This window comes from Marinobacterium aestuariivivens (genome assembly GCF_042661465.1).
GTDB lineage: Bacteria > Pseudomonadota > Gammaproteobacteria > Pseudomonadales > Balneatricaceae > Marinobacterium_A > Marinobacterium_A aestuariivivens.
On the sequence record NZ_JBHSWE010000001.1, the window covers coordinates 2,302,890 to 2,318,929 of the forward strand.

Annotated in this window: 9 protein-coding genes, 2 tRNA genes and 4 pseudogenes; all 15 read left to right on the forward strand. The window is 61.0% G+C overall.

The features are described 5' to 3' along the window. The first annotated feature begins 107 nt into the window (after positions 1–107). Positions 108–731: a 23S rRNA (uridine(2552)-2'-O)-methyltransferase RlmE gene (gene rlmE / locus ACFQDL_RS11960; RefSeq protein ID WP_379909210.1), complete on the forward strand. Its 624-nt coding sequence runs from the start codon at positions 108–110 to the stop codon at positions 729–731. 129 nt (positions 732–860) lie between these two features. Then, positions 861–2,862: pseudogene (gene ftsH / locus ACFQDL_RS11965) on the forward strand (ATP-dependent zinc metalloprotease FtsH). Between the two features lie 134 nt (positions 2,863–2,996). Further along, a complete protein-coding gene (gene folP / locus ACFQDL_RS11970) occupies positions 2,997–3,854 on the forward strand; it encodes a dihydropteroate synthase (RefSeq protein WP_465264016.1) in 858 nt (285 codons plus the stop codon). An 85-nt stretch (positions 3,855–3,939) separates the two neighbouring features. After that, positions 3,940–5,288: pseudogene (glmM, locus tag ACFQDL_RS11975) on the forward strand (phosphoglucosamine mutase). Between the two features lie 45 nt (positions 5,289–5,333). Beyond that, on the forward strand, positions 5,334–6,104 hold the full coding sequence (tpiA, locus tag ACFQDL_RS11980; protein WP_379909211.1) for a triose-phosphate isomerase: 771 nt from the start codon (positions 5,334–5,336) through the stop codon (positions 6,102–6,104). 4 nt (positions 6,105–6,108) lie between these two features. Further along, entirely contained in the window at positions 6,109–6,474 is a 366-nt protein-coding gene (gene secG, locus ACFQDL_RS11985; RefSeq protein WP_379909212.1) for a preprotein translocase subunit SecG, read from the forward strand. Between the two features lie 17 nt (positions 6,475–6,491). After that, positions 6,492–6,577, forward strand: a tRNA-Leu gene (locus ACFQDL_RS11990). Positions 6,578–6,625: 48 nt separating this feature from the next. After that, a tRNA-Met gene (locus ACFQDL_RS11995) sits at positions 6,626–6,702 on the forward strand. Between the two features lie 599 nt (positions 6,703–7,301). Further along, on the forward strand, positions 7,302–7,757 hold the full coding sequence (gene rimP / locus ACFQDL_RS12000) for a ribosome maturation factor RimP (RefSeq protein WP_379909213.1): 456 nt from the start codon (positions 7,302–7,304) through the stop codon (positions 7,755–7,757). Positions 7,758–7,787: 30 nt separating this feature from the next. Continuing rightward, positions 7,788–9,277, forward strand: a pseudogene (nusA, locus tag ACFQDL_RS12005) (transcription termination factor NusA). Between the two features lie 24 nt (positions 9,278–9,301). Beyond that, positions 9,302–11,819, forward strand: a pseudogene (gene infB, locus ACFQDL_RS12010) (translation initiation factor IF-2). Positions 11,820–11,823: 4 nt separating this feature from the next. Next, a complete protein-coding gene (gene rbfA, locus ACFQDL_RS12015; protein ID WP_379909214.1) occupies positions 11,824–12,219 on the forward strand; it encodes a 30S ribosome-binding factor RbfA in 396 nt (131 codons plus the stop codon). Positions 12,220–12,221: 2 nt separating this feature from the next. Then, positions 12,222–13,172, forward strand: coding sequence for a tRNA pseudouridine(55) synthase TruB (gene truB / locus ACFQDL_RS12020; protein ID WP_379909215.1), 951 nt, complete (start codon positions 12,222–12,224; stop codon positions 13,170–13,172). A 121-nt stretch (positions 13,173–13,293) separates the two neighbouring features. Beyond that, on the forward strand, positions 13,294–13,563 hold the full coding sequence (gene rpsO / locus ACFQDL_RS12025) for a 30S ribosomal protein S15 (RefSeq protein ID WP_379909216.1): 270 nt from the start codon (positions 13,294–13,296) through the stop codon (positions 13,561–13,563). 339 nt (positions 13,564–13,902) lie between these two features. Next, positions 13,903–16,005, forward strand: a complete 2,103-nt coding sequence (pnp, locus tag ACFQDL_RS12030) for a polyribonucleotide nucleotidyltransferase (RefSeq protein WP_379909217.1) — start codon at positions 13,903–13,905, stop codon at positions 16,003–16,005. Positions 16,006–16,040: the final 35 nt, after the last annotated feature.

Here is a 16,040-nt window from a genome sequence, read left to right on the forward strand (position 1 = left end):
GCCGCCGCTATCTGAATATGCGGCCGCGATGAAAACAATCGGCCATTTTACCCGAGTTGTCGCATGCTGAGTAGCTCGCACAGCTCCCGATCCGTCTGGAATTGCAAGTGGCAAGATCTAAAAGCAGTGGCCGCTGGTTGAAGGAACATTTTGACGACCGCTACGTCAAACAGTCCAAGTCCGATGGCCTGAGGTCCCGGGCCAGTTACAAGCTGCAGGAACTGAACGAGAAAGACCGCCTGTTCCGGCCGGGCATGACCGTTGTCGATCTTGGTGCTGCACCCGGCGGCTGGTCCCAGGTCGCCAGTGAACTGGTCGGGGATCGGGGGCGGGTGGTGGCATCCGATATCCTGGAGATGGATCCGCTGCCGGGTGTGGAGTTCGTGCAGGGGGATTTCACCGACGATGCGGTGCTGGAGCAGATCCTGGAAGCTCTGGGCGATGCTCCGGCAGACCTTGTAATCTCGGATATGGCCCCCAATATGAGTGGTATGTCCGCAATCGACCAGCCGGCGGCCATGTACCTGGTCGAGCTGGCGCTGGATATGGCGCGTCAGGTACTCAAACCCGGCGGCAGTTTTCTGGTCAAGGTGTTTCAGGGGGAAGGCTTCGATGCCTACCTGGCCGAAATGCGACAGAGTTTCAACAAGGTCGTGACGCGCAAGCCGGAAGCGTCACGCGCACGATCCCGTGAGGTCTACCTGCTCGGAACCGGCTTCAGGGCCGTATAAGTGTTCGAATCCGGGGCACCGGGTGGTCCCGGGGCGGAGCCCGATTGTAGTCAGGCCGGTCAATCTGGTGTACTTTTGAAGCGCAATTAAAGCGCTAGAGCGTCAACTGAGGGTAATCCTTTGAATGATATGGCAAAGAATCTGGTCCTCTGGCTGGTTATTGCAGCGGTTCTGCTGACCGTCTTCAATAACTTCAATGCCGAGGAGATTCCCGCAGACTCACCTATTCCGATTTCGTGGCGGAGGTGCAGGCCGACCGCGTCGAGAAGGTCGTCATCGATGGCTATACCATCTATGGCCAGCGTGAGAACGGTGAACGTTTCGAAACCATTCGTCCGGCGCTTCAGGACCCCAAGCTGGTTGACGACCTGCTGCAGCACAATGTGGTGATCGAGGGCAAGCAGCCCGAGCAGCAGAGCATCTGGACCCAGCTGCTGGTCGCCTCCTTCCCGATCCTGGTGATCATTGCCGTGTTCATGTTCTTCATGCGCCAGATGCAGGGCGGCGGCGGCGGCAAGGGCCCGATGTCGTTCGGCAAGTCCAAGGCGCGGATGATGAGCGAGGACCAGATCAAGACCACCTTCGATGACGTCGCCGGTGTCGAAGAGGCCAAGGAGGAGGTCAAGGAACTGGTCGACTATCTGCGCGATCCGGGCAAGTTCCAGCGTCTGGGCGGTCACATCCCCCGCGGTGTGCTGATGTCCGGCAGTCCGGGTACCGGCAAGACCCTGCTGGCCAAGGCGATCGCCGGCGAGGCCAAGGTGCCCTTCTTCAGCATTTCCGGTTCGGACTTCGTCGAGATGTTCGTCGGCGTCGGTGCTTCCCGTGTCCGCGACATGTTCGAACAGGCGAAGAAGAATGCGCCCTGCATCATCTTTATCGACGAGATCGACGCGGTCGGTCGTCACCGTGGCGTCGGTCTCGGCGGCGGCAACGACGAACGCGAGCAGACCCTGAACCAGCTGCTGGTCGAAATGGACGGTTTCGAGGGTACCGAAGGCATCATCGTCATCGCCGCAACCAACAGGCCCGACGTGCTCGACCCGGCGCTGCTGCGTCCAGGTCGATTCGACCGCCAGGTCAATGTCAGCCTGCCCGATATCCGCGGTCGCGAACAGATTCTCAAGGTGCACATGCGCCGGGTTCCGCTGGGCGACGATGTCAAGCCCGAGCTGATCGCGCGCGGGACGCCGGGCTTTTCCGGTGCGGATCTTGCCAACCTGGTCAACGAGGCAGCGCTTTTTGCGGCCCGCGACAGCAAGCGCACCGTCGGCATGCTGCAGTTCGAGAAGGCCAAGGACAAGATCATGATGGGCGCCGAGCGCAAATCGATGGTGATGTCCTACAAGGAGCGTCTCAATACGGCCTATCACGAGGCCGGCCATGCCATCATCGGCCGCCTGATGCCGGAACATGACCCGGTCTACAAGGTCTCGATCATTCCCCGTGGCCGCGCACTCGGCGTAACCATGTTCCTGCCGGAGGAAGACCGTTACAGCCACAGCCGCAAGACGCTGATTTCCAATATCTGTTCGCTGTACGGCGGTCGTATCGCCGAGGAGATGACGCTGGGCAAGGATGGTGTGACCACCGGTGCCTCCAACGATATCCAGCGGGCCACCAGTCTGGCGCGCAACATGGTCACCAAGTGGGGCCTGAGCGACGAGCTGGGGCCGCTGCTGTACGATGACGAGGATGGCGATCCCTTCACCCGCGGTTACGGCCAGCCGGCGAAGCATACGTCGGAAGAGACGCAGCGCCAGATCGACAAGGTGATGCGCGGTATCATCGACGACTGTTATGGCCGTGCGCATCAGTTGCTCGAAGAGAACCGCGACATCCTCGATGCGATGGCCGAAGCACTGATGAAGTACGAGACCATTGATTCGAAACAGCTGGACGAGCTGATGGCGCGCAAGCCGGTGACACCGCCGGACGGCTGGGTGGAGCCTGACAGCGAGCAGGAGGGGCGGCAGCGCAAGTCGATGAGACAGCGCCTCATGCTCAGCAGGAGAGCCGCTCCGAGCCGCCGAATCCGGAGCCGAAACCGGAGCCGGAACAGCAGGACCAGGCGCCGTCGCGCAGCGACGATTCGGATATGCCAGAGTCCGGTGATCGCAAGTTGCACTGATTGAACGGACTGGCGACAGTCGCAAAGGCCGGCCTCCAGAGGCCGGCCTTTTGTTTTTGGAAGGAACGCCGACAATGTTCCCGGAATTCAACCGGGGCAACTTAAGCTGGAGACAGGTTTTGAACACGAGCTGGATGCAATGCGGTGACAGGCGCCTGGATCTGTCCCGGGTGCAGGTGATGGGGATTCTCAACGTCACCCCCGATTCCTTTTCCGATGGTGGCAGCTACTATCGCGGTGGCTGTCTAGCCGCCGAGCAGGCACTGCAGCGTGCGGCCGAAATGGTCGACGAGGGGGCCACCATCGTCGATATCGGCGGTGAGTCGACGCGCCCCGGAGCCGCTCCGGTCAGCGTGCAGGAGGAACTTGACCGGGTGCTGCCGGCCGTCGAACGCATCCGGGCCGAACTCGACGTGGTGATCTCGATCGACTCCAGCACGCCCGAAGTTTTCACCGAAACGGCGACGATCGGTGCCGGAATGCTCAACGATGTCAGGGCGCTGACACGCGAAGGCGCCCTCGAGGCGGCTGCGGCCACAGGTCTGCCGGTCTGCCTGATGCACATGCAGGGCAATACGCCGGCGGACATGCAGTGGGCGCCGCATTACGACGATGTGGTGCAGGAAGTCGCTGACTTTCTGACCCGGCGCGTACAGGCCTGCGAGCGGGCTGGTATCCCCCGCGAGCGGCTGATACTGGATCCGGGCTTCGGATTCGGCAAGACGCTGGAGCACAACCTGCGCCTGCTCAATCGCCTGGAGGCCCTGCATGCATTGGCACTGCCGCTGCTGGTGGGCACCTCGCGCAAAACCATGATAGGTCAGGCACTGGACCGTCCGGTCGACCAGCGCCAGGCCGGCAGTCTTGCCACAGCCGTGATCGCGGTCTCCAAGGGGGCCCATATCATGCGCGTTCATGATGTGGCGGCCACCGTTGATGCGGTGCGTATGACCGAAGCCGTGTTGAGGGAATCGAAGGGAGAACAGCCTTGAGCAAGTCTTATATTAGTGCCGATGGCTTTCGCGGCCGCTGTATTGACCGGCCGGACAACCTGTTCAAGTCGAAGGGGACGAAACTGTGACAAAACGTTATTTTGGTACCGACGGTATTCGCGGCAAAGTCGGCCAGCATCCCATTACCCCGGACTTTGTCCTCAAGCTGGGCTGGGCCGCCGGCAAGGTGTTCGCCCGTTCGGGCCAGAGCCGGATCCTGATCGGCAAGGATACCCGCATTTCCGGTTACATGTTCGAATCGGCGCTCGAGGCGGGTCTTTCGGCCGCGGGGGTCGATGTGCTGCTGACCGGGCCGATGCCGACGCCGGCCATCGCCTATCTGACCAAGACCTTCCGCGCCGATGCCGGTATTGTCATCAGCGCCAGCCATAACCCCTTCTACGACAACGGCATCAAGTTCTTTTCCGCCACCGGTACCAAGCTGCCGGACGAGATCGAGCAGGCGATCGAGGCGCAGATGGATATCGCGATGACCACTGTCGAGTCCCACGAGCTGGGCAAGGCGAAGCGTATCGACGATGCCGCCGGGCGCTATATCGAATTCTGCAAGGGCACCGTGAGCGGGGCGCTGAGCCTGAAGGGGCTGCGCATCGTGCTCGATTGTGCCAACGGCGCCACCTACCATGTCGCGCCCCAGGTGTTTGAAGAGCTCGGCGCCCGGGTCATACGCATGGCGACTACACCCGATGGCATCAATATCAACGAGCAGTGCGGTGCCACGGCCCCGGCGCGGCTGCAGCAGCGTGTGGTCGAGGAGAGGGCCGACCTGGGTATCGCCCTCGACGGCGACGGTGACAGGATCATCCTGGTGGACCACGAGGGCGAGGTCGTCGACGGTGATGAGATTCTCTTCATCATCGCACGCCAGATGCAGCAGCAGGGACGTCTCAATGGTGGTGTGGTCGGCACCCTGATGAGCAACTATGGCCTGGAGCTTGCGTTGCAGCGTGCCGATATCCCGTTCGTAAGGGCCAGGGTCGGCGATCGCTATGTACTGGAAGAGCTGGACCGGCGCGACTGGCTGCTCGGCGCCGAGAACTCGGGACATGTCGTCTGTCGCCACCTGACCACGACCGGTGACGGCATTGTCGCCGGTCTGCAGGTGCTGAAGGCGATGGTCGACAGCAGCCAGAGTCTGCACCAGCTCAAGAGCGGCATGACCAAGCTTCCCAGGAAATGATCAATGTCCGGCTGGCTCGACGGGTCGACATTGCCGGTGTCGAAGCCATTGACCAGGCAGTGGTCCGCACCGAAAGCCGTCTGGCCGGCAGCGGGCGCGTCCTCTTGCGTCCGTCCGGTACCGAGCCTGTGGTGCGCGTGATGATCGAAGGCGAGGATCCGGCGCTGGTCGCCGGCCTCTGCCGGGAGTTGGCGGAGGATGTGGAAAAAGCGCTGCAAGCGCTTGTATCTTAAAATCAACTCGGTTAAGATTTGCGCCTCTTTCGGGAGGGGAGTTCGATGCGCAGAAGTATCGTGGCAGGCAACTGGAAGATGAACGGCAATCTCGAGGTCAATGCCGAGCTGATTGCAGGGATTCTGAAAGAGAAGTCCAGTGCCCAAGGCATCGAAGTTCTGGTCTGTCCGCCGGCGATCTATGTCGCCCAGGTCAGTGGCCTGCTGGAGGGTTCGGATATCGGGGTCGGTGCGCAGAATGCATCGGCTTTCGAAAGCGGAGCCTTCACCGGCGAGGTATCGCTGCCGATGCTGGCAGACTTCGCTGTCCGTTACGTGATCGTCGGGCACTCCGAAAGACGCGCCCTGTTTGCCGAGAGCGACGGGCAGGTGGCCGAAAAAGCCAGAGCTGTGCTGCTGGCCGGTATGACACCGATTGTCTGTGTGGGGGAAACGCTCGAGGAGCGCGAAGCCGGCGGGACGCTCGAAGTGGTGTCGCGGCAGCTGAGAGCCGTCTGTGACGGGCTCGATGCGGATCAGCTGGCCGGAATGGTGGTTGCCTACGAGCCGGTCTGGGCGATCGGCACAGGCAGGACGGCAACGCCGGAGCAGGCGCAGGAAGTTCACGCCGCATTGCGTGCACTGATCGCCGAGGCGGACGGGAAGGCGGGCCTCGAGGTTCGGATTCTCTACGGTGGCAGCGTCAACGCGGAAAACGCGGCACAGCTGTTCGATAAGCCTGACATAGACGGCGGTCTGGTCGGCGGAGCCTCTTTGAAGGCAAAAGATTTTATCGCTATCTGCAGTGCGGCTGCAGGTGCAAAAGTGACTGGTTGAACAAATGGAAACTCTGGTTCTGGTAGCACATGTGCTGCTCGCCGCCGCGATCATCGGGCTGGTGTTGTTGCAGCAGGGTAAGGGTGCCGAAGCGGGTGCGTCCTTTGGTGGCGGTGCCTCCCAGACCGTTTTTGGAAGCCAGGGAAGCAGCAGCTTTCTGGGTCGCATGACTGCTGTGCTGGCGACCGGTCTGTTTATTACCAGCTTCGTCCTGGCTGTTTTTGCCAAGGACAAGGCTGAAACGGTCGGTGATGCGGGGATTCCCGCACCGGCCGTGATTGAAAGCAGCGCAGGCGAGCAGCCTGAACTGCCGGCGCTGGAAAGCGCACCGGTCGAGCCGGCCGATGCGGATGTGCCGAGTGCGGAGTAAGATCCGCAGCTGAGTTTGCCCAAGTGGTGGAATTGGTAGACACGCTATCTTGAGGGGGTAGTGTCCCTAGGACGTGCCGGTTCGAGTCCGGCCTTGGGCACCATATTGAAAGTAAGGCAGGATGCATGTAATATTATGCACCTGTTTCTGATGCGGGGTGGAGCAGTCTGGTAGCTCGTCGGGCTCATAACCCGAAGGTCGTTGGTTCAAATCCAGCCCCCGCTACCACTTTAGGGAATGGTACTTTGTAGCAGGCGCGCCCGACGAGTCGGACTCGCTTTTTACAGAGCGGCATAAGCCGGGCGAAGGTCCTGGGTTCAAATCCAGCCCCCGCTACCAATACGTGGAACGGTAGTTTGTAAAGAGTACGCCCGATGGTCGGACTCGCTTTTTACAAAGCCGGCACAGCCGGGCGAAGGTCGTTGACCCAGGTCGAGACTCGCTACCACTTTTGAAGTGTGGTACTTCGTAGAAGCCAGGGCCGACGAGTCGGAATCGCTTTCTAGAGATGCCCGACGTGGTCGGGGCGAAGGTCGTTGGCCTGGTCCAGCTTCCCGCTATCACTTTTAGGGTCAGGCACGTTGACTGAATTGTGCCTGATATGGCGGGCTCGCTTTACAGGGGTGCCCGGCGGCAGTGGTAAAAGGACGGTTTTCGAGTCCAGTTTCCAATGCCACCTTATTCGTATATTTTCGAAAAGGCCCCTATTCAGGGGCTTTTTCGTAGGTAAATCAAGGCACGGGTGCCGCGATCAGAAATGGGTCCAACAGAGGCCCATTTTTTGTTTTCGGGGACTGCTCGAAGGCCTTTCAAGACGAGGTTAGCCGGTGTCAGCGAAGCTGAAATTGCTACAGGAACTGATTGAGCCGAGCGTCACCGCGCTCGGTTTCGACCTCTGGGGGATCGAGTATCTGGCCCAGGGGGCTCACAGTGTATTGCGCATCTATATCGACAGCGAAGAGGGCATCACCGTGGACGACTGTGCCAAGGTGAGCCATCAGGTCAGCGGCGTGCTGGATGTGGAGGAGCCGATCAGCGGCCACTACAACCTGGAGGTATCCTCGCCCGGAATGGATCGTCCCCTGTTCACACTGGAGCAATTCGCCGCCTGGGCTGGCCATCAGGTGCAGATCCGTCTGCGCGTGCCTTTCGAGGGCCGGCGCAAGTTCAAGGGGCTGCTCAACGGCGTCGAAGGCGACGACGTGCTGTTGGTGGTGGACAAAGAAGAATATCTCTTGCCGATCGACTCGATCGATCGCGCGAATATAGTTCCGCAGTTCTGAGGAACGCGAAGGGTTTGGCGAGGCAGTGGTATGAATAAAGAGATTCTACTGGTAGCAGAAGCGGTTTCGAACGAAAAGGACGTCCCCAAGGAGGTCATCTTTGAGGCGATCGAACTGGCGCTGGCAACCGCAACCAAGAAACGCTACGACGAAGAGGCGGATATCCGCGTCGAAATCGACCGTGCGACCGGCGATTACGAGACCTTCCGGCGCTGGCTCGTTGTCAGCAACGAAGAGGTACCGGCGCTCGGTACCGAGCTGACGCTGGAAGAGGCACACGAACAGGACAAAAACCTGCAGCCGGGCGATACGTACGAAGAGAGTGTCGAATCGGTCAAGTTCGGCCGCATCGCTGCCCAGACCGCCAAACAGGTCATCGTGCAGAAGGTACGCGAAGCCGAGCGCGCGAAGGTGGTGGCCCAGTACCAGGACCGCCAGGGGAGCTCATCTCCGGCAGTGTCAAGAAGGTGACACGTGACAACGTTATTGTTGACCTGGGCAACAACGCCGAGGCGCTGCTGCCGCGTGAACACCTGATCGGTCGCGAAACTTTCCGCATGGGTGACCGGGTCCGCGCGATTCTGCATGAGGTGCGTGCAGAAGGCCGCGGTCCGCAGCTGATTCTCAGCCGCAGCTGCCCCGAGATGCTGATCGAACTGTTCCGTATCGAAGTGCCGGAGATCGCCGAAGAGGTGATCGAAATCCGTGCAGCTGCCCGCGACCCTGGTTCACGGGCTAAAATTGCCGTGAAAACCAACGACGGCCGTATCGATCCGGTCGGCGCCTGCGTCGGCATGCGTGGTGCCCGGGTACAGGCCGTTTCCAACGAACTGAACGGAGAACGCGTCGATATCATCCTCTGGGATGACAATCCGGCGCAGCTGGTGATCAATGCAATGTCACCGGCGGACGTGGCGTCCATCGTTATCGATGAGGACTCCCACGCCATGGATGTGGCTGTTGCCCAGGAAGCCCTGGCAATGGCGATTGGCCGCAGTGGCCAGAACGTCCGCCTGGCCAGTGAACTGACAGGCTGGACACTGAACGTTATGACCGAAGAAGATGCTGCCGAGAAGCAGCAGTCCGAAATGGGTTCCATCATGGAAGTCTTCATGAACCACCTCGATGTCGATGAAGACGTCGCCGAGGTACTGGTTGGAGAAGGTTTCACCTCGCTTGAAGAAGTGGCCTATGTACCCGTCGACGAGATGCTCGAAATCGACGGATTCGACGAAGATATCGTCGAAGAACTGCGCTCCCGGGCCAAGGATGCCCTGCTCAACCTGGCAATTGCCAGCGAAGAAGTACTGGAGAACGCGGAGCCGGCTGCAGACCTGCTGGAAATGGAGGGTATGGATCGCCATACCGCCTATCTGCTGGCCGCGAAAGGGGTGATCACGATGGAAGATCTGGCCGAACAGGCCGTCGAAGATCTGCTGGACGTTGAAGGCATCGATGAAGAACGAGCCGGCCAGCTGATCATGACCGCCCGTGCGCCCTGGTTTGCGGACGACGAGTAAGGTCAACGGAATAGGAGAACCAATATGGCAGAAGTAACCGTACAGCAACTTGCCGATGTGGTTGGTGTTTCCGTTGAGCGTTTGCTTAAGCAGATGCTGGAAGCGGGTATCAAAGGTAAAAGCGAAGGCTCCAAGGTCACCGAAGGCGAGCGTCAGGATCTGCTGACGTATCTCAAGCGCAGCCATGGCGAAAACGCCGAGTCAGGCGAGCCGAAAAAATCACGCTCAAGCGCAAGACAACCTCGCAGTTGAAGATTGCCGGCGCGTCGGGCAAGAAGAAGACCATCAATATCGAAGTGCGCAAGAAGCGGACCTACGTCAAGCGCGAGACGGCAGAAGACGAAGCCGTTGCACCGCAGGAAGCTGAAGTCGAGCAGCAGGCCGTAGCGGTCGAGCAGCCGGCACAGGCGGCGGAGCCGATCGCGGCCGAAGCGCCGGTTGTAGCGGCGGAGCAGGCGCCGGCGGCAGAAGCCAAGGTCGAGCCGGTCGTCGAGAAGGCGGTGGCTGCGCAGGAAGAGGAGCCCTGGCTCCGGCTGCGCCCAAGGCCGATCCGCGCGAGGAAGCTCTGCGCAAGGAGAAGAAAAAGCAGCAGCAGCAGCAGCGGCGCAGCGAGGACAAGAAACCGTCCCGCGGTGCCAAGACTGCCCGTACCGGTCGCGGCGGCTTCGACGACGACCGCTCCGGCGGCGGTCGTCGTGGTGGCAAGCTGAGCCGTGGTCCCGGCAAGGGACGCGGCCGTGGCAATAAGGCGAACGTGCATGGCTTCAAGGAACCGACCGCACCCCAGGTGCATGAGGTTCAGATTCCCGAGAGCATCACCGTGGCGGATCTCGCCAAGAAGATGTCGATCAAGGCGGCCGAGGTCATCAAGGTGATGTTCAAAATGGGCGCCATGGCGACCATCAACCAGGTGATCGATCAGGATACCGCCATTCTGGTGGTCGAGGAGATGGGTCATGTCGCCAAGCCGATGCAGGAAAACGCGGTCGAAGAGGCGCTGATCGAGAGCATTCAGCAGCATCAGGGCGAAGCGACCGGCCGCGCGCCGGTGGTCACCGTCATGGGTCACGTCGACCACGGCAAGACCTCGCTGCTCGACTATATCCGCACCACCAAGGTGGCGGCGGGCGAGTCCGGCGGTATCACCCAGCATATCGGCGCCTACCACGTCGAAACCGAAAACGGCATGGTCACCTTCCTGGATACGCCGGGACACGCGGCCTTTACCGCCATGCGTGCCCGTGGTGCCAAGCTGACCGACATCGTCATCCTGGTCGTGGCCGCCGATGATGGCGTGATGCCGCAGACCGAAGAGGCGGTCCAGCATGCCAAGGCAGCCGGCGTGCCGCTGGTCGTTGCGGTCAACAAGATCGACAAGGAAGATGCCGATCCGGAACGCGTCAAGAGCGAGCTGGCCCAGCGCGATGTCATTCCCGAGGACTGGGGTGGCGACGTGCAGTTCGTACCCGTCTCGGCGAAGACGGGCCAGGGCATCGACGACCTGCTCGACTCTGTACTGCTGCAGGCCGAGGTACTGGAACTGACGGCTGTTGCCGAAGCTCCGGCCCAGGGCGTGGTGGTCGAATCCCGTCTCGACAAGGGGCGTGGTTCCGTCTCCACCGTGCTGGTCCAGAACGGTACCCTGCGCAAGGGCGATATCGTGCTGGCGGGCCTGCACTACGGTCGCGTCCGCGCCATGCTCGACGAGAACGGTGAGCCGATCGACGAAGCGGGTCCGTCCATTCCGGTCGAGATCCTCGGTCTCGACGGTACGCCGGACGCCGGTGACGACTTCACCGTCGTCAGCAACGAGAAGAAAGCGCGTGAAGTCGCACTCTTCCGTCAGGGCAAGTTCCGCGAGGTCAAGCTGGCGCGCCAGCAGGCCTCGAAACTGGAAAACCTGTTCGCGAACATGCAGGCGGGCGATGTGAAGTCGCTGAACATCGTGCTGAAGGCGGATGTACGCGGCTCGCTGGAAGCCCTGAGCCAGGCGCTGGAAGACCTGTCCACCGACGAGGTGAAGGTCAACATCGTTGCCGGCGGTGTCGGTGGTATCTCCGAGACAGAAGCCAACCTGGCGCTGGCCTCGAGTGCCATCATCATCGGCTTCAACGTTCGTGCCGACAATCAGGCCAAGGCCATCGTCGAGCGCGAAGGTCTGGAATTGCGCTACTACAGCGTCATCTATGACATCATCGATGACGTCAAGCAGGCAATGAGCGGCCTGTTGTCGCCGGAATACCGCGAACAGATCGTCGGTATCGCCGAGGTGCGCGATGTGTTCCGTTCGCCGAAGCTTGGCCAGGTGGCCGGCTGCATGGTCACCGAGGGTACCGTGTACCGCAACAAGCGTATTCGCGTACTGCGCGAGAACGTGGTGATCTACGAAGGCGAACTGGAATCGCTGCGCCGCTTCAAGGATGCCGTGGCCGAGGTCCGTCAGGGCATGGAGTGCGGTATCGGCGTCAAGAACTACAATGACGTCAGGGTCGGCGACCAGATCGAAGTCTTCGACACCATCGAAGTGCAGCGGACCATTTAACCCTATGGCACGTGAATTCAGTCGTACACAGCGGGTGGCGGACCAGATCCAGCGGGATCTGGCCCAGCTGATCCAGTTCGAGATCAAGGACCCGCGCCTGGGGATGGTCACCGTGAGCTATGTGAAGGTGGCGAAAGACCTCGGTTATGCCGACGTCTACGTCACCGTCATGCCGCTCGGTGAGCAGGAGGAGGCTCAGGCACTCAAGGATTCGCTGGCGGTTCTGAACAAGGCCGCGGGGTTCCTGCGCCACGAGCTGGCCCGGGGCATCAAGCTGCGGGTCATGCCGCAGCTGCGATTCCACTTCGATGAAACCGTCGAGCGCGGCCGTCGCCTGCACAGCCTGATCGAACAGGCTTACCAGCGCGACAGCAAGGACAGCAAGCCGGACGAGGAGTGACCATGGCCCGAAAACCGAAAGGGCGGGCGCTGGACGGTATCCTGCTGGTCGACAAGCCGGCAGGGCTGACCTCCAACGGCGTGCTGCAGCGGGTCAAGCGTCTCTACGGTGCCGCCAAGGCCGGGCATACCGGTGCGCTGGATCCGCTGGCGACCGGCATGCTGCCGATCGCCTTCGGCGAAGCCACCAAGTTTTCGCAGTTCCTTCTCGATGCCGACAAGCGCTATCTGACCACGGCCAGGCTGGGTGTACGTACCGCGACCAGCGATGCCGACGGTGAGGTGGTAGAAAGGCGAGAGGTGCCCCGGGATCTCGACGAGGAGCAGATCGAAGCGCTGCTCCGGCAGCACTTTCTCGGCGAGATCGAGCAGGTGCCTTCGATGTATTCGGCGCTCAAGCACCAGGGACAGCCGCTGTACAAGCTGGCCCGCAAGGGCATTCAGGTCGAGGTCAAACCGCGGCGGGTAAAGGTCTACGAGATTCGCCTGACCGCGTTGCGGGGCGATGAAATCGATCTGGATATCCGCTGTTCCAAAGGCACCTACATCCGTTCGATCGTCGAGGATCTGGGGTTGCTGCTTGGCTGCGGCGCCCATGTGCAGATGCTGCGCCGGCTCGACACCGGGCCCTACCGGGCGGACATGATGACCGCCTTCGACAGCTTGCAGCAGATGGCAGAACCGGTCTCGCCCGGCGAGGATGAAAAGGGCATACAAGCCCGCCTCGATGCGCTATTATTGCCGGTCACCAGCGCCCTGGAGGGGCTGCCGTCGGTCGCACTCGATGCGATACAGGCGCAACGTATCCTGCAGGGGCAGAGACTGGTACTGGCGGATCAGGAGCCGGTCGAACTGGTGAAGGTTTTCGAACGCGATAACGGGCGATTTCTCGGTATCGCGGAAGTATCCGATGGCGGCGTACTGAGGCCGCGTCGCCTGCTGGCGACCGCCTGACGGCGCCATCGGCGCCCGCCAAGGCGGGCATTACCGACGTTGCACTGAAAATATGCTCGGTGCATCGCGTCTTTTCAACCAGCGGCCCTGAGCCGCGTGCATATTGTTAACGGAGTTCGAAATGGCACTGTCCGCAGAAAAGAAAGCTGAAATCGTCAAAGACTTCGCCCGTGGCGAAGGCGACACAGGCTCCCCCGAAGTACAGGTTGCACTGCTGTCCCACAACATCCAGGGCCTGCAGGACCACTTCAAGGAACACAAGGGCGATCACCACTCCCGCCGTGGTCTGATTCGCATGGTAAACCAGCGTCGTAAACTGCTGGATTACCTGAAGAAGAAAGACGCCGATCGCTACCTGCAGCTGATCGGGCGCCTGGGTCTGCGCCGCTAAGCAATACCGGGGGCCATACTGAGTATGGCCCCCGTCTTTATGTACAGGATGTACGGTATGCCGCGGACGCATGGATGCGTAGGAGCGGCGATGTACAGGATGTATTGTCACCATTTTTTGCTCCTGCAAAAATGGTATTCCCGACATCCGTGTCGGTCATGCCGCGGACGCATGGATGCGTAGGAGCGGCGATATGGCCCTGTCTTCATCCACTTGATTCATCCGGCCCGTACTCAATTGCGCTTTGTCCCAGAGTGCAACTGAGTACAGGCTTTAACGAAGGACTGAATGAGGCGGCATGCGACGGGGAATTTCCACAGCACCATGAGGAAACGAATCGTGCAAGCAATTACCAAGACATTCCAGTTCGGCAACCAGCAGATCACGCTGGAAACCGGCCGTATCGCCCGTCAGGCCACCGGTGCCGTCATGGTCACCATGGGCGGCTGCCAGGTCCTCTGTACCGTGGTCGGCGCCAAGGAAGCGAAAGAAGGCCAGGACTTCTTCCCGCTGTCCGTGCACTACCAGGAAAAGTACTACGCCGTCGGCCGTATCCCGGGTGGCTTCTTCAAGCGTGAAGCACGCCCGTCCGAGAAGGAAACCCTGACCTCGCGCCTGATCGACCGTCCGATTCGTCCGCTATTTCCGAAAGGTTACATGAACGAAGTCCAGGTCATCTGTACCGTCATGTCCGCCGACAAGATCAACGATCCGGATATCGCGGCAATGATCGGTACCTCCGCGGCGCTGGCGATCTCCGGCATTCCCTTCATGGGCCCGATCGGTGGCGCCCGTGTCGGTTTTACCGAAGCTGAAGGCTACATCCTGAACCCGACATACGAGCAGCTGGCGAGCTCCGAGCTGGACATGGTCGTCGCCGGTACCTCCGATGCTGTGCTGATGGTCGAGTCCCAGGCCCAGGAACTGACCGAAGACGAGATGCTGGGTGCGGTGCTGTTCGCGCATCAGGAAATGCAGGTCGCCGTCCAGGCCATCAACGAACTGGTCGCCGAAGCCGGCAAGCCGAAGTGGGACTGGCAACCGGCCGAGAAGAACGAAGCCCTGATCGCCCAGGTCCGTGACCTGGTCGGTGAAGGCATCGCCAGCGCCTACCAGGTTGCCGACAAGCAGCAGCGCCAGAACGCCCTGGCCGACCTGCGCAGCCAGGCGATCGCTCAGGTCGCGGGCAGCGAAGAGGGACAGCCGAGCGAGAAGGCCGTCGGCGGTATCTTCAGCTCGCTTGAGAAAGAGATCGTGCGCCACCGCATCATCGAAGGTCAGCCGCGTATCGACGGTCGCGACAACAAGACCGTGCGTCCGATCAACGTCGAGATCGACCTGCTGAAAGGCGCCCACGGTTCCGCACTCTTCACCCGTGGCGAAACCCAGGCCATCGCCACCTGTACCCTGGGCACCAGCCGCGACCAGCAGATCATCGATGCGATCGAAGGCGAGCGCAAGGATCCGTTCATGCTGCACTACAACTTCCCGCCGTACTCGGTCGGTGAAGCGGGTCGCATGGGTGGTGCCGGTCGTCGCGAAATCGGTCACGGCCGTCTGGCCCGTCGCGGTGTGGCCGCGGTTCTGCCGACTCAGGAAGAGTTCCCGTACACCATTCGTGTCGTCTCGGAAATCACCGAATCCAACGGCTCCAGCTCCATGGCTTCCGTCTGCGGCGCCTCGCTGTCGATGATGGATGCCGGTGTACCGTTGAAGGCACCGGTGGCCGGTATCGCCATGGGCCTGGTCAAGGAAGCGGATCGTTTCGCCGTCCTGACCGACATCCTGGGTGACGAAGACCACCTCGGCGACATGGACTTCAAGGTGGCCGGTACCGAAGCAGGCGTTACCGCACTGCAGATGGACATCAAGATCACCGGGATCACCGAAGAGATCATGGAGATCGCGCTGGAGCAGGCGTTTCACGCCCGCAAGCACATCCTCGGTGAAATGGCCAAGGTCATCGGCTATGCCCGTCCGGAACTGCCGGACAACGCGCCGGCCATGACGCTGCTGAAGATCAACCCGGAGAAGATCCGCGACCTGATCGGCAAGGGCGGCGCCACCATCCGCGCGCTGACCGAAGAAACCGGTGCGATGATCGACATCGAAGACGACGGCACCGTGCGCATCTATGCCGACAACAAGCTCAAGGCGAAGGAAGCGATCGAGCGCGTTCAGGCGATTACCGCCGAAGCCGAAGTCGGCAAGGTCTACGAAGGCAAGGTTGTCCGTATCGAGGACTTCGGTGCTTTCGTCAACATCCTGCCGGGCAAGGATGGTCTGGTGCACATCTCCCAGATCGCCGACAAGCGTGTCGAAAAGGTTACCGACTACGTCAAGATGGATGACGTTATCAAGGTCAAGGTACTGGATGTCGACATGCGCGGCCGCATCAAGCTGTCGATGCGCGACCTGATCGAAGACGAGTCCGCTTCCTGATCAGAAGGCGAGTGAAAAAAGCCGGCCCCTCAAGG

Coding starts and splice junctions, on each gene's coding strand:
- folP (WP_465264016.1), top strand. CDS start 2,997: ATGCAATGCGGTGACAGGCGCCTGGATCTGTCCCGGGTGCAGGTGATG.
- tpiA (WP_379909211.1), top strand. CDS start 5,334: ATGCGCAGAAGTATCGTGGCAGGCAACTGGAAGATGAACGGCAATCTC.
- secG (WP_379909212.1), top strand. CDS start 6,109: ATGGAAACTCTGGTTCTGGTAGCACATGTGCTGCTCGCCGCCGCGATC.
- rbfA (WP_379909214.1), top strand. CDS start 11,824: ATGGCACGTGAATTCAGTCGTACACAGCGGGTGGCGGACCAGATCCAG.
- truB (WP_379909215.1), top strand. CDS start 12,222: ATGGCCCGAAAACCGAAAGGGCGGGCGCTGGACGGTATCCTGCTGGTC.
- rpsO (WP_379909216.1), top strand. CDS start 13,294: ATGGCACTGTCCGCAGAAAAGAAAGCTGAAATCGTCAAAGACTTCGCC.